Genomic DNA, 16033 nt, shown 5'->3' with positions numbered 1-16033 from the left:
GTAGGTTTTCACTCTCACGAATCGGGTCTCCGGTGATATTCATCACAAAGACCCGTTGATCACAGCTTCCCGAGTGTCTAGCCTGGAATGACGCGGCTCGGCGACTCGGAGGAAGCCATGAGCGACAGGCCCACACAAGTCAAGGCCACACTGGGTAAGGGCACACGCGTCACGGGGAAATCACGCGACCGTTTGCAGACCCAGCTGAAGAAGCAGTACGAGGCGGGAGCCAGCATCCGATCGCTGGCCCGGTCGACCGGCCGCTCCTACGGTTTCGTCCACAACGTGCTGGTGGAGTCACACGTGCAACTCCGCAGTCGCGGCGGTGCGAACCGCCGCAAGAGCCAGTAGCGTTCTTGGATCTGAATCCCGATGTCGGCGAATGGATTTCGCCGACACCGAGCGAGATCGTGCGCGCTAATAGCCAGGCACCGCGCCGTCGCCGTTGACCAGCAGGTTGGCGAGGCTGCGGAACATCGGCAGGCCCGTCTTGATCTCCAGATACGCGAACTGGCCCTGTGGGTTGACCTCGAGGAAGTAGTACTCGCCGTCGAGGCCGAGGCGTAGATCCAGCACGCCGAAGCTCAGGCCGAGTGCGCCCATCAGCGTGGCCAGCGACTTGCTGACCGAGGCGGGCAGATGCTCCGGTACGAAGTCGACAGTGGTGTCCAGCCGGGAATCCACCCGGCCGACCCCGGACTGTGAGTCGATGCGCACCGCCCATTCGACGCCATCCATCCACACCACACGCAGATCGCACTGTGCCTCGACGTAGTCCTGGAAGGTGGTCGGCGCGGAGCGGATGCCCGCGAGGCGGCCGAAGTCGGCCTTGGTAATTATTCGGGTTTCGGCGAATTCGGCGCGTCCGGTGCCGGTTCGCTTGTAAACCACCGAGCCCGAACGTGATTCGACGAAGCTTCGCGCTTCGTCCGGATCATTGGTGATGAGCGTTTCCGGGATGACGAAACCGGCTCGCCGTGCGGTCTCCAACTGCACGATTTTGCGGCTCGCGGTGCGATCGGCGCCGGGATCGTTGACCCAGTACGCCGGAATCGACCACAGCAGGCCCTGGATGAAGCCGTCGCATTCGGCTTGGCGATAGGCGTCGTCCGAGGCGCGCACGCCGGCCGGAACCTGTGCGGGATGCGGTCTGCGCCACCAGACCGAGCGGACGTCGTCGAGTCCGATCACATGCGACAGCGATCGCGTGGTGCCGTGCCGATCGAGCCGGAAACTTCCGGATTCGCGCGGGAAGTCGCGCAGATCGAGCTGAATCGGGCTGAGCCCGTGGTGTTCTCGCAACGTCGCCGCCATCGCGGTGCCGTGCAGATCATCGGATTCGGAGACGATGAGGACCGAACCTGTCCGGCGCGCCGCCATGCGCAGTCCTGTTCAGTCGAGGCTGTCGCAGTTTATGCCGTCGTCGCTTGTCGCGAGCGATTTGGTTTGGCAGTAGGTGAAGGTCGCTCCGCTGGTGCCCGGGCATTCGGCGAGCTGCAGGCTGTCGGCCCACGATGCGGTGAGTTGTTGCAGCGCTTCATCTCCCAGTGCCGCGGAGGGTTCCTCGGCCAGCGTCATCGGCCGGTCGACGAGGTCGATGCGCAGGCGGCGGGTGAAATCGGCGGTGGCGCCGGGGCGGATATCCATCAGCACCGGACGGCCGTCACGCTCGGTGGTCGCGCTGTCGGTCCAGTCGAGGACCCGAAGTACATCGTCGCGGCGGAAAGTCCAGGTTCCTTCGGTCACTTTGACCGTGAAATCTCGTTCCGACTCGGCCACCAGCAGTCCCTGCAACGCGGGGACGCGGTCACCCGCCGGCCCGGTACCGGGGAGGTGGATTGCGTCGGTCATAGTGAGCTCTCCGATCTGCTCGCGATTTGCCAGGACCCCCGAGCGGGAACTGGATCATATCGCGCAAGGGGTCTCGCACGGTCCGAATCGCGAGATTTGACCGCCGCTGGCAAACTAGATTTCGGCTCGGGATGCACTAGCGCCGAAAGATTTTCGGTATTAGCCCGAACGGGCCCCGGCAATCGTTTAGCTACTTCCGAACGGTTCCGCGCGGTCGATATTGCCCGGGATTGGCGGCCGTGCATCCGTTGGCGCGGATCTGCCCGCCGCGGTTCGGAGTCCGAGCAGATCCGGTTGTTCGGCCCGGTGAGATCCATGATGACGAGCACCACCTCGACCTCTGCTGCGACAGTACCGTCGAGGTTGCGCATCTCCTGGCGGATTCGGAAGATCTTGCGGCCGTCCCACTGGAATTCGCAGGTGACCGCGACCTCGTCGTCGCCGCGCAGTTCGCGCCGATACTTGATGGTGGTTCCAGCACGACCGGGCCGATGCCGCCGGAGATCAGCTTGTCGCCGCCGATTCCGGCCGCCCGCAGCAGTTTCCAGCGGGCGTGCACATATCCGTCGTCATTCATCCGCATCCGTCGTTCCGAGGCGAACGTCACCGCCGGTTCGCGTTGCGCTCGGCCCACCATTCGGGCGACTCGACGAACCAGTTGTCGTATTCCTCCTGCGATGCCGCCAGTTCTTCGAAGGTGGCCTCGCCCTTGACCAGCCGGTCGAGCAGGCGGAAGTAGCCGAAGCGCTCCACCGCGGGCATCAGGGCGATCAGGATGCGCGCGGAGCTGTCCGGGGCGGCGCCGAAGGCGTGCGGCATGAGCTTGGGGACGACGATCGACCCGCCCGCTCCGACGGTGACGATCTTGTCCCCGGCCAGTACCTGCAGTTCGCCGTCGGCGACGTAGAACAGCTCGTCCGACTTGGTGTGGTAGTGCGGTGCCGCGCCGTCTGCGCCCTTGTCCATATTGACCTCCAGGTGGCTGACCGCGCCGCCCGCTTCGTTCGAGTCGATGAGCAGGCGCATGGTGACCGAGGGGGTCACCAGGGTCTCGGCATCCTGCGGCTGGCGGATGGCGAAGGTGCGGTCGGTGGTGGCGTTCATGATGCTCTCCGAGTGATTCGGTGGTTGATAATTCGCTACCGAACTATATAGCAGCGAATAGAATCTTGTCCATGGGTGAGATCGAACAGGATCCGGTGGATGCGATCGTCGAGCAGTGGCGGCGGGAGCGACCGGACCTCGAGCTGGAGGCGATGGGCGTGATCGGGCGGCTGGGCCGGCTGCTCGTGGTCGCGCAGCGGGATATCGAGGCGGTCTTCATCGCGCACGGGCTGCAGCGCGGCGAGTTCGATGTGCTTGCCGCACTGCGTCGTTCGGGCGAGCCGTTCGAATTGAACCCGTCGGTGCTCGCCGACACCCTGATGCTGTCGCGCGCCGGAATGACCGGGCGGCTCGACCGTCTGGAGTCGGCGGGGTTGGTCCGGCGCATCGCGGATGCGGAGGATCGCCGCGCCATCAGGGTGGTGCTCACCGAGGCGGGCCGCGCGCTGATCGACAAAGTCGTCACCGCGCATACCGAGAACGAAACCAGGATGTTGTCGGTGCTTCCGGCGAAGGATCGCCGCGACCTGGATCGGATCGCCCGGGTACTGCTCGGCAGCCTCGAAGGCGGCGCGAAATAGGGTAGTTCGCTACTCGGGTGCTGAGCCGGTCATGCATTCACCATGGGTTGATGATCGACATCATCACCCTCCGCGGCACGGGTGAACCGCGGAATACCAATGGGACGCCCGCCGGCATGCTGCGCGATGTCACGAAACTGCTCGATCCCGGCCGTTTCACCGCCTTCGAGCCGGATTGGCCCGCCTCGATCGGGCCGAGCCCGGATCTATGGGGCCCGTCGCTGGATACCTCGATCCGGCGCGGTGTCGCGGCGGGCGTGAAGGCGATTCAGGACTCGCCGAATGTCTGCGGCCTGTTGAGCTATTCGCTCGGAGGTATCTGCGCGAGCAAGATCCTGGAGGGGGTGCGGTCGGGCAAGTACAAGAACACCGACGGCTCGCCCCTGGAAATCGCCTTCGCCGTCAATATCGCCAATCCGCTGCGCAAACGCGGTCAGTCGGTCGGCAATCTGTGTCCGGCAACGACTTACGGCCTGCACGGGGAGCGCGGCGCCTGGCCCGCACTCGATGTCAAGGAGTACGCGAATCCGGGCGATATCATCACCGCGTCACCGGGCGACTCGCCGCTGCGGGTCATCGATGTCGGCATCTCGCCGTTCTCGTTCGTCGAGGGCGCCCGCATCGGAAATGTGGCCCCGCTGATCTTCGCCGAGCTGCTGCGTTTCCTGATGAACGATCCGATCGGCAATCTCGATCGCTATGCGACCGCGGTCAACGGTGTCATCGGCTATCTGACGCCGTGGCCGGACGGTCAGCACGTGCTCTACTCGGGACACAATATGCCCGGCACGAATGTCCTGTGGACGACCCATGCCGCCGACTATCTGAACGCCAACTACTGACCCGGCGCCGCCGGAGATGGGTCCACCATCATCCCCACTCTCCCCGGCGGCGTCGCACTAGAGGTCGCGGCTCAATTCCCCTGTGCGGCAGCGGAGATGGGCTGCCACTCGCGCCAGAGCGCCAGGCGTGATTCGTATTCCGCGGTGGCGATGGTCAGCGGGACCTCGCCGAGGAAAATGCGCAGCGGCGGTTCGGGCGCGTCGACGACCGCGAGGATGGCGGTACCAGTGGCGGCCGGATCGCCCTGGCGCACCGCCGAACGCTGGGCGGCTCGGGCGGCCCTGGCCGAATCGTAGGCCGGGAGCGGGGTGGCATGCTGCGCCGAGGGGCCGCCCCAGTCGGTGCCGAATCCGCCCGGTTCGACCAGGGTGACGTGGATGCCGAAGGGTGCGACCTCCTGGGCGAGCGCCTGGGAGAAACCTTCGAGCGCCCATTTCGACGCGTGATATGCGCCCAGGTTCTGGAACGCGGCGATGCCGCCGATGCTCGACACCTGGATGATATGGCCGCTGCCCTGGGCCCGCAGGATCGGCAGCGCCGCCTGGGTGACCCACAGTGCGCCGAAGACGTTGGTTTCCAATTGTGCGCGGAACTCGTCCTCGCTGAGTTCCTCGACCATGCCGAACTGGCCGTAGCCGGCATTGTTGATCACGATATCGAGCCGCCCGAATCGCTCGGCGGCCTGCTGTACCGCGGCGAAATCGCCGTCGCGATCGGTGACGTCCAGGCGCAGTGGCAGGAAGGTATCCGGATACTTCGCGACGAGATCGTCGAGGGTGCTGGTATCGCGCGCCGTGCCGGCCACTTGATCGCCGCGTTCCAATGCGGCGAGTGCCCATTCACGGCCGAATCCTCGTGAGACTCCGGTGATGAACCAAACTTTGCTCATGTGACCCACGCTAGCGACCTGGAGTGCACTCCAAGCAAGTGTTCAACGCGGTTGCAGCGTAACCGGCAGCGCCGAGGGAGACAGGACGAAGTCTCGATTGGAGGCGCGCACCGTGTAGTTCGGGTCGGGTGTCGGGCGCCAGCGGGCCAACAGCGCGGCGGCGGCGAGGCCGATCTCGATCATGGCGAAATGGTCGCCGAGGCAGCGGCGACGGCCGACGCCGAACGAGAGGTTGGCCTTCTTGTCGATATCGGCGGCGCGTTCGGGCGACCAGCGATCCGGGTCGAAGGACTCCGGGTCGGTGTAGTAGCGCTTGTTGTGCTGAACCAGATAGGGGGAGAACATGATTGCCGTGCCGTCCGGAACGATGAGTCCGCCGATGGTGACGTCGCCGTCGGCGGTGCCCGCGCTGATCCATGGCCCCCAGTATCGAAGTGTCTCTGCCACAACCTGTTTCAGGTAGGGAAGTGCGCCGAGATGATCGGCGCGGACCGGGCCCGTCCCGACGACGGAATCGAGTTCGGCATACAACCGCTCGCCGATGTGCGGGCGGCGCATGACCTCGTGCCAGAGCCAGCCGGTAAGCGATGCCATCGAGCCGACGCCACCGGCCAGCATGAGGATCGCTTCGTCGATGATGTGCTCATCGGACAGCGTCGCGCCGGTCTCGCTGTCGGTGTGCCGGATGAGCGCCGAAACCACATCGTTGAAATCCTCGTCGCGGCGGCGGTATTCGGTGATCACAGCCCCGATAGCGGTGCGCAGGTGGCGAGCCTTGGTGCGCCAGCGCCAGTTCGAAACGAGCCGAAGTCGGCGCACCTGCGGGGGGAGCGCGGTGCGCAGAATGACCTGACTGAGCAGCCATGGGACGCTGTCCCGGATCTCGCGGCGTGCGTGATCGCTGAACTCGGCGGTGAACAGTGTCGAGGAGACCGTGTCGAGGATCAGGCCGTGCGCCTCGTCCATGAGATTCACGCGTTCGCCCGAAGGCAGTCCCGCCGACCAGGTTTCGGCGATATCGGCCGCCGACCGCGTGTATTCGGCGAGCCGGCTCTGCCGCAGTGCGGGCGAGATCATGCGCCGCCGCAGCTTGTGTTCCGCGCCGCGCAGAACATTGACGGATCCGCCCGCGACATCCTCGATGGCCTCACGCAGATCGTCCCGATTGAGTTCGGCATCACCGAGCCCGACCTCGCGGACGAGGTCCGGTGTGGTGAGCAGATATCCGGTTTTCTGGCCGAATCGCAGGCGCACGATCGGGCCGAGTTCGGCCAGTGAGGTGACGAAGCCCGGAGCGTCGCGCAGGGCCTGCAGACTGTGGCCGACCAGTGGCAATTGACCAGGTGCGGTAGGTACTTCCGAAAGCGATTGCGGCATGACCAGTTCCGGGCTGCGCGCGGAGTCGGCCCGAGCCTGTCGATAGATTTCGAGCACGGTCCCGATGTGCTGTGACTGGCGCACCGAATCGCTGTATTTGCCGAGGATCTGGCGCATTTCCGCGAGCGCGGTGCGATCGGCGTCGAGCTCGGCGATGGTGTCGGCGATCGCGACCGGCGACGGATCGGCGGTGCGAATGCCGCCCCCGGCAGGCACCGATTCGTCGAGATCGGGATCGCAGTAGATGATCGGCAGACCGACCGCCACCGCCTCCAGCAGGACCATGCCCTGTGTATCGAAACCGTTGGAGGGGAACAGCAGTGCATCGCCTTCGGACATGGCAGCGAGGCATTCGGCCTGAGTGGCCCTGCCGTGCAAGCGGATTCGGTCCGTGAGTCGATATTCGGTGATGGCGACGGCCGCCTGGACCTGCAGGTCGCCGTCACCGTAGACGTCGAGTGTGCAGTTGTCGAGATACCGCATGGCCTCGATCGCAGCGAGGAGCCGCTTCTCGGCCGACAGCCGCCCACACCAGATCAACCGCAGTGGCGCGTCGATCGCGTGCTCGGAAATCTGTGTGCCGCTGATATTTTCGATGAGCTCGTCATCGACACCGTTGGATACCACCCGAAGCGGCCGGGTCAGACCGTGGGCGAGCAGTTGGTCGGCGAAGTGCCGGGTCGGCGCGATGACCCGATCCGCGGCCTGGGCCTGACCGACGATCGTCCACCAGGCATGGCGTGCCGCACGGCTTTCGGCGCGGTGCGGCATGTGCTGATCATGCGGTACGAACCGGCCGTGTAGTGCGCGCAGGGCGAGCGCCGCCGGATACGGTGCGGGCGAGGTGTTCTCGATGAACGCGTCGTCGCGGCTCTGGGCCGTGTGGATCAGCGGAATCCGGTGTCGCCGTGCGGCTTTCATGCCGGCGATGGCGACACCGTAGGTGGTGTGGGTGTGCACGAGGTCGATCGCGCCGCGCGCGGCGAAGGCGGCGTCGATGAGTTCGGCATTGTGCTTTGTCGGCAGCACAACGGGGAATCCGTTCACCGCCAGACCACCGGCGGCGCGCAGCGGCACCACATTCGGGAGCTCGTCGGCGCCCGGCTGCGGCGCGACGAACATGGTGACGCGGTGACCTGCGCGTTCGAGTCCACGGCACAGCGAAGCGACCGCGGTCTGGACCCCACCGAGGGTGGCCGGGTGGTAGTCCATGAACATCGCTATGTGCACAATGGCACTGTACTGACACATCGCCGCCGTGCGGAGCCCTTAATTCTGTGGAATATCCGGTCGGCGTCGTCAGGGGACCCGATACCGAAAGAGCCGCCGTGAAAATAGCGATTCCGCTCACCGGAACCCGCGGTGATGTCCAGCCCGTCGTGGCGCTGGCACTCGAGCTGCGCCGCCGCGGCCACGATGTGCTGCTCGGGGCGCCGCCGAATCTGGTCGAATTCGCCACGGCCACCGGGCTTGCCGCGGTCGCCTGCGGACCGGATGTGCAGCAGCTCTACAGTTCGGACGCCGGACAGCGGGCGCTGGCGGCGGGCAATACCCTGCGGCTCATGCAATTGGTGGCCCGGCAGATGGCCGACTATGCCCAGCAGATGAATCGAGAAGTCATCGACGTTTGCACGGGTGCGGATCTGATCGTGGCGAGCACGGTCACCGAGGATCGGGCCGGTTCGGTTGCGGAGGCAATGGGGGTTCCGCTGGTCAGCCTGCATTATTTTCCCTGCCGCAGTAATGGCGCATATCCGTTCCCGGGTGCGCTGCCGCCGCGGTGGAATCCGCCTGCGGCCGTGAATCGTGCGACGTGGGCGGTCGCGGAGAATCTGCGCCGGGTGGTGTTCATGCGTTATCTCAACGATCTACGCGCGACTCTCGGGCTGCCGAAATCGCGGGCGAGTACCGCAGCAGTACTGGCGCGTGCGGGTGTTCCCGAGGTGCAGATCTACGATCCGGCATTGGTTCCAGGACTGCCCGAACAATGGGATGAACGCAGGCCTTTCACCGGATTTCTGACGCTCGATCACGCCACCCGCGAGGCCGTCGGTGATCTGGCCGGCGACCACGCGGGCATTCTGTCGTGGATCGAGGCGGGGGAGCCGCCGGTTTTCTTCGGATTCGGCAGTATGCCCATTCGGGACACGGCATCAGTGCTGGCGATGGTTACCGAAGTGTCTGCTCGTTTGGGCGTGCGTGCATTGGTCAGCGCGGGTTGGAGTGATCTGGATATTGCCGATGCGCAGGCGGGGCCGAATGTAAAAGTCGTCGGTCCGTTCGCGCACGATCTGGTTTTTCCGCATTGCGCCGCGGCAGTGCATCACGGCGGCATCGGGACGCTGTTCGAGAGTCTGCGCGCCGGATTGCCGACGCTGGTGTGCTCGGTGTCGTTCGAACAACCGATGTGGGGCGGGCAGGTCGAGCGCCTCGGGGTGGGGGCGCATCTGCCGTTCACGCAACTGACCGAGGCTCGGTTGGAACAAGGCGTCGCGTCGCTGCTGACGCCCGAACGCCGCTCCCGCGCAGCGGAATTCGCGAAGACGCTGAGCGTCGAGGACGCCGCCGCCCGCACCGCCGACATCATCGAAGCCGCCGCCCGGTGACCGACGTCTTCGCCGACACCCTCGTCATGTTCCGCCGCTGTACCCGGCACACCCTGCGCAGCCGCGACACCCTGATCATTTCGCTGCTCATGCCGATTCTGGTGATGTTGCTGTTCACCTACGTCTTCGGCGGTGCCATCGATGTCGGCGGACCCTATCTCGACTATGTGGTGCCCGGAATCATGTTGCTGTGCACGGGTTTCGGCTCATCGATCACCGCCACCGCCGTCTCCACGGACATGACAAGGGGCAGCATCGACCGCTTCCGCACCCTGCCGATGTTCCGCCAGGCCGTGCTCGCCGGCCACGTCGCCGAGGGCGTTGTCCGCAATCTCGCGGCCATCGCGATCGCGGTCACGGTGGCGCTCGCACTCGGCTACCGTCCCCAGGCCGGACCACTCGGCTGGCTGGCGGCCCTCGCGGTAATCACCCTGTTCGTCACCGCCATCTCCTGGATCGCCGTCGCTCTCGGCCTGGTCGCCAAGAATCCGGAAGCCGCCGGCGGCCTCACCTACGCCATCATGTTCATCCCCTACATCAGCAGCGCCTTCGTCCAAACCACCACCATGCCCCACTGGCTCCGTGGCTTCGCCGACTACCAACCCGCCACCCCCATCATCGAAACCGTGCGCGGACTCCTGAACTCCCACGACACCGGCCACAACGCCACCCTCGCCCTCCTCTGGTGTGCCGTGCTCGGCACCCTCGGATTCGCCGGCGCCGGCATCGTATTCAGTCGCCTGTCCAAGCACTGACCAACTCGTACGCGCCGACGACCGGCTTTGCGCCGCCGACGCAGATCGAGGCGACGGTGTATTGCGGGAATGCGTCGCATCCCGTCGTAGGGCTCAGCGCATATCGCGGTGACCAGCGGCTAGTTCGGTCATTACCTTGTCGGCGCCGAAGAGACGCTGGATGCGGGCTGAGAGATCGGGGGCGATCAAGGCCAATGTCGCGCCGAGGCGGACCGGGATGGGGGCTACATCGGTTTCGGCGATGTTCCGTTCGATCGCTCGTACCACGGCGTTCGCGACGTCTTCCGGGCTTCGGGTGCCGACGCCCTGTGGTAGGGCCGCGCCGGATTTGACGAACATGCCCGCGTCCCTGACGAATCCGGGGTAGATCGAGGAGACACCGATGCCGCGGCTTTGCAGGTCGGCGCGTAAGGCCAAGGCGAAGCCGCGCAGTCCGAATTTGGTCGCGTTGTACATCGCCGCCTTACCGGATGCGGCCTTGCCGGACAGGGAGTTGATGAAGACCAGGTGTCCCTTGCCGCGTTCGGCCATCTGTGCACCGGCGAGGCGGGCAAGCACGATGGGGGCACGCAGATTGACCTCCAGCGCCCGATCGATCTCGGTCAGCGAATAGTCGAGCAGATCGCCCGAACCGGGCAGTGCGGCATTGGCGATGACGACATCGAGGTCACCGGCCTCTTCGAGCAGCTTCTCGGCACCACCCGGCACGGCGAGGTCCGCGACCACCGCCCGCGCGCCGAACCGGGTCGCGACCTGGTCGAGTGCTTCGGCTCGCCGTCCGGACAGCACTACGTTCGCGCCCCGTGCGGTGACCGCGGCGGCGATCGCGACCCCGATCCCGCCCGTCGCGCCGGTGATCAGGACGCGTGCTCCGTTCAGTTCCATGTCGACGATTATTGTCGAGATTCCGCATTTCGTGACGCATCCGTGGTCGCACGGTGTCGTCGTGTGCGGCGGCTTCCTTCAGTCCTGGAACTGGTTGCGCTCGGTGGATTCCGCGCAGCTGCCGGACGGTCCGCGCCGGGATGCCGCCACCGACTCACTCCTTGCGGCGGACCGAGGCTTCTACGAGATCCAGTACGGCGGAGAGGTTCTCGTTGGTGTGGCCGGAGGCTATGCGGGCGATGAGGCCGTCGAGGACGAGGTCGAGGTAGCCGAGGAGAACGTCGGTGGGGACGTCGTCGCGGAGGGCGCCTGCGGCCTTGCGGCGTTCCAGGCGGGCCAGGGTGGCGGCGGTCAGTTCGGCGGAGCGCTGGGTCCAGCTCGCGCGGAATTCCGGATCGGTGCGCAGGCGGCGCGCGATCTCCAAACGGGTTCCGAGCCAATTGAATTGCTCCGGGTGGGCGAGCATATCGCGCATGACCTGCACCAGCCCCTGATTGGCCGCGACATCGGCCATGCGGTCGGCATCCTCTTGGGCCAGCGCGAGGAACAAGGCGTCCTTGTCCCGGAAGTGGTGGAAGATCGCGCCGCGAGACAGGCCGATAGCCTCTTCCAGGCGGCGCACGGTCGCACCGTCGTACCCGTACTCGGCGAAGCAGGCCCGCGCCCCGTCCAGAATCTGACTACGCCGGGCGGCGAGGTGATCATCACTGACTTTGGGCATTTCGGCGGGCTCCTCCGAGCGAAGCGGGCAATGCAATGTGAAGAGGTCCGCGCACCGCGGGTGACGCGGTGCGCGGACCTACTACAGCACAGTCGTTCAGCCGCGAATCATGTTGCGCAGCACGTACTGCAGGATGCCACCGTTGCGGTAGTAGTCGGCCTCACCGGGGGTGTCGATCCGGACCACCGCGTCGAAGGTGACGACATCACCGTTCTCCTTGGTGGCGGTGACCTTCAGAGTCTTCGGAGTCGCACCCTCGTTCAGCTTGGTGATGCCCTCGATATCGAAGGTCTCGGTGCCGTCCAGCTTCAGCGACGCGGCCGACTCACCGGCCGGGAACTGCAGCGGAATGACACCCATACCAATGAGGTTCGAGCGGTGGATGCGCTCGAAGGACTCGGTGATGACGGCCTTCACACCCAGCAGCGAGGTGCCCTTGGCGGCCCAGTCACGCGAGGAACCCGAGCCGTACTCCTTACCGCCCAGCACGACCAGCGGGATGCCCGCGGCCTGGTAGTTCTGCGAGGCGTCGTAGATGAACGCCTGCGGACCACCGTCCTGGGTGAAGTCGCGGGTGTAACCGCCCGAGACATCGTCGAGCAGCTGGTTGCGCAGCCGGATGTTGGCGAAGGTGCCGCGGATCATCACCTCGTGGTTACCGCGACGCGAGCCCAGGGAGTTGTAGTCCTTGCGCTCCACGCCGTGCGAGTCGAGGTACTGCGCGGCCGGGGTGCCCGGCTTGATCGGACCGGCCGGGGAGATGTGGTCGGTGGTGACCGAGTCACCGAGCAGTGCGAGTACGCGCGCGCCCTTGATGTCCTCGACCGGAGCCGGCTCCATATCCATGCCCTCGAAGTACGGCGCCTTGCGGACGTAGGTCGAGTTCTCGTCCCACGCGAAGGTGTCGCCCTCGGGGGTGCTCAGGCCCTGCCAGCGCTCGTCGCCCTGGAAGACGGTGGCGTAGGACTTGGTGAACATGTCCCGGCTGATCGCCGACTTGATGGTGTCGTCGATCTCCTGCGGGGACGGCCAGATGTCCTTCAGGAAGACGTCGTTGCCGTCGGTGTCCTTGCCGAGGGCGTCGGTCTCGAAGTCGAAGTCCATGGTGCCCGCGAGCGCGTACGCGATGACCAGCGGTGGCGAGGCCAGGTAGTTCATCTTCACGTCGGGGGAGATACGACCCTCGAAGTTGCGGTTACCGGACAGCACCGCGGTGACCGACAGATCGTTGTCGTTGATCGCCTTGGAGATCTCCTCCGGCAGCGGACCGGTGTTACCGATGCAGGTGGTGCAGCCGTAACCGCCCACGTAGAAGCCCAGCTTCTCCAGGTACGGCCACAGACCGGCCTTCTCGTAGTAGTCGGAGACGACCTGCGAGCCCGGGGCCATGTTGGTCTTGACCCACGGCTTGGAGGACAGGCCCTTCTCGACCGCGTTACGAGCCAGCAGGGCCGCGCCCAGCATGACCGACGGGTTGGAGGTGTTGGTGCAGGAGGTGATACCCGCGACCACGACCGCGCCGTGATCGAGCACGAAGTCACCGCGCTCCGGATCGGAGACCTTGACCGGCTTGGACGGACGGCCGACACTGCCGTTGGCGGCGGACGGCAGGATCGCGTCGTCGTCGGCGAAGGACAGCACGGCCGGATCCGAGGCCGGGAAGGACTCCTCGATGGCCTCATCCAGATGCGTGTGCGGGGTGGCGGCCGCCGGGCCGGACTCCGCGTCGTTGGTGTAGTTGTGGATGTCCTTGCGGAACGCGGTCTTGGAGTCCGACAACAGGATTCGGTCCTGCGGACGCTTCGGACCGGCGATGGACGGCACCACGGTGCTCAGGTCCAGCTCGAGGTACTCCGAGTAGGCGGGCTCGTGGTCGGCGTCGTGCCACAGGCCCTGTTCCTTGGCGTACGCCTCGACCAGCGCGAGCTGCTCGTCGCTGCGGCCGGTGAGGCGCAGGTAGTTGATGGTCTCGCCGTCGATCGGGAAGATCGCTGCGGTGGAACCGAATTCGGGGCTCATGTTGCCCAGGGTGGCCCGGTTGGCCAGCGGCACCTCGGCGACGCCCTTGCCGTAGAACTCGACGAACTTGCCGACCACGCCGTGCTTGCGCAGCATATCGGTGACGGTGAGCACCACGTCGGTGGCGGTCACGCCCGGCTTGATCTCACCGGTGAGCTTGAAGCCGACGACGCGCGGGATGAGCATGGAGACCGGCTGCCCCAGCATGGCCGCCTCGGCCTCGATACCGCCGACGCCCCAACCCAGTACGCCCAGGCCGTTGACCATGGTGGTGTGCGAGTCGGTGCCGACGCAGGTGTCGGGGTAGGCCTGGCCGTTGCGGACCATGACCGTGGGGGCCAGGTATTCGATGTTGACCTGGTGCACGATGCCGACGCCCGGCGGGACGACCTTGAAATCGTCGAAGGCGCCCTGGCCCCAGCGCAGGAACTGGTAGCGCTCGCCGTTGCGCTGGTATTCCAGGTCGACGTTGCGCTCGAGGGCGTCGGCGCGGCCGAACACGTCCAGGATGACCGAGTGGTCGATGACCATGTCGGCGGGGGAGAGCGGGTTGACCTTGCTCGGGTCGCCGCCGAGGGTGGTGACGGCCTCGCGCATGGTGGCCAGGTCGACGATGCAGGGCACACCGGTGAAGTCCTGCATGATCACGCGGGCCGGGGTGAACTGGATCTCGGTATTCGGCTGAGCCGACGGATCCCAGCTCGCGATGGCGCGGATGTGATCGGCGGTGATGTTGGCGCCGTCCTCGGTGCGGAGCAGATTCTCCGCGAGGACCTTCAGTGCGTAGGGGAGTTTTTCGGTACCGGGCACGGCCGAGAGACGGAAGATCTCGTAGGAGTTGCTTCCGACCTCGAGGGTGCCCTTGGCGCCGAAAGTATCGATACTTGTCGTCACGTCAGCTCCACTCGTCTGTGAGGGTTGCCGCGGGCGGGGCTGTGCCCGTGGCTGGTTTTTTCGAGCGACTTGCAGGCAGTCGCTACGGTTACGTGTTCGGAGGGTCCCAGCGCTGGAACGTACTGGTTCCTCGCAGCCTCGATCCTAACAGTACGCTTGTCCTGTGAAACGCGCGGGTGCCGTTCAACGCGCCGTCCGAAGGTGATCCGACACTCCGTCGCGTACTGTGCTTTCGAGTTGTTCGGGGTGACCGGTGGGCCCGCACCGGTTCCCCCGCAGTGTTGGATGCCCGTCGCCTCGCGTGCCGATGCGGCTCGACAGACCGGATGGAAGATGACCGTCTCGCACACCTCGGTGTTCACGCCTATGCGCGCCGAACTCCCCCCTGGTATCGACGACAAGACGTTGACCCAGATCAAGGAGGATGTGGTCGACAATCATGTGGCCACGCCGAAGGGTAAGGATCAGGACGCACTCGAGGCGGTCGTCGCCGATGCTCGAGCCCACGGCATCGAGCTCAGCATCGTGGTGATTCCCGGTAATCCAGGCCACGACTCAAATCTACGTGACCTCGCTACCGAAGTCGGCAAGACCGAGCACGGAACCGTGGCGGTGTTCAGCGACGATTGGGTCGGCACTTACAGCGACTCGATCAGCCGGGTGAAGCTGGAGTGGGCCGAGGATGCGTCCAAGAGCACGCAGGGTCATTCGGCGCAGGCGGCGCAAATTTTCCTCGATCGGCTCGAGCAGCCGGAGCAGGTCTCCTGGACCGCGATCACCAGTGTGTTGCTTGTCGGCGCGGCGGTGGTGGTCGGCGGACTCTACTGGGTGAAGTCCCGCCGTGCTGCCGGGCGGGCGGTGCCGGTAGGTGTTTCGGGTCGCGACGATCGGGATCGCACCGCGTAGCGAGTTTCCGCTCAGTTACTTTTCCTATCGGTCGGTTTGTTTCTTCCGGTCGAACCCTCGTGCCCATGCGGCTATTTCTCGGCAACTGTCAAATTACGCGGCTGTAGTTCTGTTGCCGGAGTTTCTTTAGTGAATGATGTGTCGTACGGTTCGAATGATCGCTGATGGGGAAAGAGTGTTCAGAGAGCTATCTGTGCACCACTGAGCGTGATGGTTCGCAGGGGGCTCGTGAGGGTTAAGCCTTGTCGGGTCCTTGGGAGGTGCGATGCGCAACAACGGCGTTGCCGGTTCTCGGCGTCCGCTGTGGGTCGCTCTGGGGTTGCTGGTCACTACCGCCGTGCTCGTCACGGCCGGACCGGTCGCCGCGGTGCCGCCTGCCCCGCCCAACCCGAGCGATAGCCAGATCGCCGACGCCGGAGCGCAAGTCGACACCAGAGTCGCCGAGGTCGGCGCGCTGATCAACCAGGTCGCGGTGACGGATCAGAAGCTGCAGCAACTCGATGCGGCGATCGCCCAGAAGCGCGAGGAGGTGAACAAGGCCCTCGTCGATCTGCAGGACGCCCGCGACGCCGCCGACGCCGCCGCGGCCGCGGTGGTGCAGA

The 16033-nt window shown here is 65.6% G+C and carries 15 protein-coding genes and 1 pseudogene; 7 read left to right on the top strand and 9 right to left on the bottom strand.

Annotated elements, in window-relative coordinates:
• Nucleotides 1-117 precede the first annotated feature (117 nt).
• Nucleotides 118-351 (top strand): helix-turn-helix domain-containing protein, encoded by a 234-nt coding sequence (locus tag ON44_RS19105; RefSeq protein WP_040692003.1) that lies wholly within the window; start codon nucleotides 118-120, stop codon nucleotides 349-351.
• Between the two features lie 66 nt (nucleotides 352-417).
• Here ON44_RS19105 and ON44_RS19100 read toward each other — a convergent pair whose 3' ends face one another.
• From ON44_RS19100 to ON44_RS19090, 4 genes are all read right to left on the bottom strand, one after another.
• Nucleotides 418-1380: an MvdC/MvdD family ATP grasp protein gene (locus ON44_RS19100; protein ID WP_040691952.1), complete on the bottom strand. Its 963-nt coding sequence runs from the start codon at nucleotides 1378-1380 to the stop codon at nucleotides 418-420.
• 12 nt (nucleotides 1381-1392) lie between these two features.
• The gene (locus tag ON44_RS19095; protein ID WP_040691951.1) at nucleotides 1393-1851 is read right to left on the bottom strand and encodes a hypothetical protein; all 459 of its coding nucleotides are present in this window, start codon (nucleotides 1849-1851) and stop codon (nucleotides 1393-1395) included.
• Complete coding sequence (locus ON44_RS48430; protein WP_245567229.1) at nucleotides 1848-2300, bottom strand: hypothetical protein; 453 nt, start codon at nucleotides 2298-2300, stop codon at nucleotides 1848-1850. Before ON44_RS48430 ends, ON44_RS19095 begins: the two co-directional genes overlap by 4 nt.
• A 154-nt stretch (nucleotides 2301-2454) precedes the next feature.
• Nucleotides 2455-2877, bottom strand: a complete 423-nt coding sequence (locus ON44_RS19090) for a cupin domain-containing protein (protein WP_245567228.1) — start codon at nucleotides 2875-2877, stop codon at nucleotides 2455-2457.
• Between the two features lie 149 nt (nucleotides 2878-3026).
• On the opposite strand from ON44_RS19090, the gene ON44_RS19085 reads away from it, so the two are divergent.
• A complete protein-coding gene (locus ON44_RS19085) occupies nucleotides 3027-3536 on the top strand; it encodes a MarR family winged helix-turn-helix transcriptional regulator (protein WP_040691949.1) in 510 nt (169 codons plus the stop codon).
• Between the two features lie 50 nt (nucleotides 3537-3586).
• Entirely contained in the window at nucleotides 3587-4378 is a 792-nt protein-coding gene (locus ON44_RS19080) for a hypothetical protein (RefSeq protein WP_040691948.1), read from the top strand.
• Nucleotides 4379-4449: 71 nt separating this feature from the next.
• On the opposite strand, the gene ON44_RS19075 is transcribed toward ON44_RS19080, so the two are convergent.
• Nucleotides 4450-5268 carry an SDR family oxidoreductase gene (locus tag ON44_RS19075; protein ID WP_040691947.1) on the bottom strand — a complete coding sequence of 273 codons (819 nt, stop codon included), beginning with the start codon at nucleotides 5266-5268 and terminating at the stop codon, nucleotides 4450-4452.
• A 42-nt stretch (nucleotides 5269-5310) separates the two neighbouring features.
• A complete protein-coding gene (locus ON44_RS46905; protein ID WP_083897993.1) occupies nucleotides 5311-7875 on the bottom strand; it encodes a cytochrome P450 in 2565 nt (854 codons plus the stop codon).
• Nucleotides 7876-7973: 98 nt separating this feature from the next.
• Between ON44_RS46905 and ON44_RS19065 the strand changes: the two genes are divergently transcribed.
• Nucleotides 7974-9251 (top strand): glycosyltransferase, encoded by a 1278-nt coding sequence (locus ON44_RS19065; protein WP_040692001.1) that lies wholly within the window; start codon nucleotides 7974-7976, stop codon nucleotides 9249-9251.
• 26 nt (nucleotides 9252-9277) lie between these two features.
• The gene (locus ON44_RS19060; protein ID WP_040691999.1) at nucleotides 9278-10006 is read left to right on the top strand and encodes an ABC transporter permease; all 729 of its coding nucleotides are present in this window, start codon (nucleotides 9278-9280) and stop codon (nucleotides 10004-10006) included.
• A 93-nt stretch (nucleotides 10007-10099) separates the two neighbouring features.
• Here the strand turns inward: ON44_RS19060 and ON44_RS19055 are convergent, their stop codons facing one another.
• From ON44_RS19055 to ON44_RS19045, 3 genes are all read right to left on the bottom strand, one after another.
• Nucleotides 10100-10891, bottom strand: coding sequence for an SDR family NAD(P)-dependent oxidoreductase (locus ON44_RS19055; protein ID WP_040691945.1), 792 nt, complete (start codon nucleotides 10889-10891; stop codon nucleotides 10100-10102).
• A gap of 154 nt (nucleotides 10892-11045) precedes the next feature.
• Complete coding sequence (locus ON44_RS19050; RefSeq protein ID WP_040691943.1) at nucleotides 11046-11612, bottom strand: TetR/AcrR family transcriptional regulator; 567 nt, start codon at nucleotides 11610-11612, stop codon at nucleotides 11046-11048.
• Nucleotides 11613-11708: 96 nt separating this feature from the next.
• A complete protein-coding gene (locus tag ON44_RS19045) occupies nucleotides 11709-14525 on the bottom strand; it encodes an aconitate hydratase (RefSeq protein WP_040691940.1) in 2817 nt (938 codons plus the stop codon).
• 333 nt (nucleotides 14526-14858) lie between these two features.
• Between ON44_RS19045 and ON44_RS19040 the strand changes: the two genes are divergently transcribed.
• Nucleotides 14859-15431, top strand: coding sequence for an Rv1476 family membrane protein (locus ON44_RS19040; protein WP_040691997.1), 573 nt, complete (start codon nucleotides 14859-14861; stop codon nucleotides 15429-15431).
• Between the two features lie 265 nt (nucleotides 15432-15696).
• Nucleotides 15697-16033, top strand: a pseudogene (locus ON44_RS19035) (NlpC/P60 family protein); the annotation flags it as partial.

Origin of the sequence: Nocardia vinacea NBRC 16497 (assembly GCF_000308835.1) — a bacterium.
GTDB lineage: Bacteria > Actinomycetota > Actinomycetes > Mycobacteriales > Mycobacteriaceae > Nocardia > Nocardia vinacea.
The sequence above is the reverse complement of the archived record's forward strand: the minus strand, read 5'-3'. Positions and strand labels throughout refer to the sequence as shown.

Bases quoted from the DNA above. Each gene is read 5' to 3' on its own strand.
- ON44_RS19095 (WP_040691951.1), bottom strand. From the start codon at position 1,851: ATGACCGACGCAATCCACCTCCCCGGTACCGGGCCGGCGGGTGACCGC.
- ON44_RS19050 (WP_040691943.1), bottom strand. From the start codon at position 11,612: ATGCCCAAAGTCAGTGATGATCACCTCGCCGCCCGGCGTAGTCAGATT.
- ON44_RS19105 (WP_040692003.1), top strand. From the start codon at position 118: ATGAGCGACAGGCCCACACAAGTCAAGGCCACACTGGGTAAGGGCACA.
- ON44_RS19055 (WP_040691945.1), bottom strand. From the start codon at position 10,891: ATGGAACTGAACGGAGCACGCGTCCTGATCACCGGCGCGACGGGCGGG.
- ON44_RS19060 (WP_040691999.1), top strand. From the start codon at position 9,278: ATGTTCCGCCGCTGTACCCGGCACACCCTGCGCAGCCGCGACACCCTG.
- ON44_RS19100 (WP_040691952.1), bottom strand. From the start codon at position 1,380: ATGGCGGCGCGCCGGACAGGTTCGGTCCTCATCGTCTCCGAATCCGAT.
- ON44_RS19085 (WP_040691949.1), top strand. From the start codon at position 3,027: ATGGGTGAGATCGAACAGGATCCGGTGGATGCGATCGTCGAGCAGTGG.
- ON44_RS19040 (WP_040691997.1), top strand. From the start codon at position 14,859: ATGACCGTCTCGCACACCTCGGTGTTCACGCCTATGCGCGCCGAACTC.
- ON44_RS19080 (WP_040691948.1), top strand. From the start codon at position 3,587: ATGATCGACATCATCACCCTCCGCGGCACGGGTGAACCGCGGAATACC.
- ON44_RS19075 (WP_040691947.1), bottom strand. From the start codon at position 5,268: ATGAGCAAAGTTTGGTTCATCACCGGAGTCTCACGAGGATTCGGCCGT.
- ON44_RS19090 (WP_245567228.1), bottom strand. From the start codon at position 2,877: ATGCGCCTGCTCATCGACTCGAACGAAGCGGGCGGCGCGGTCAGCCAC.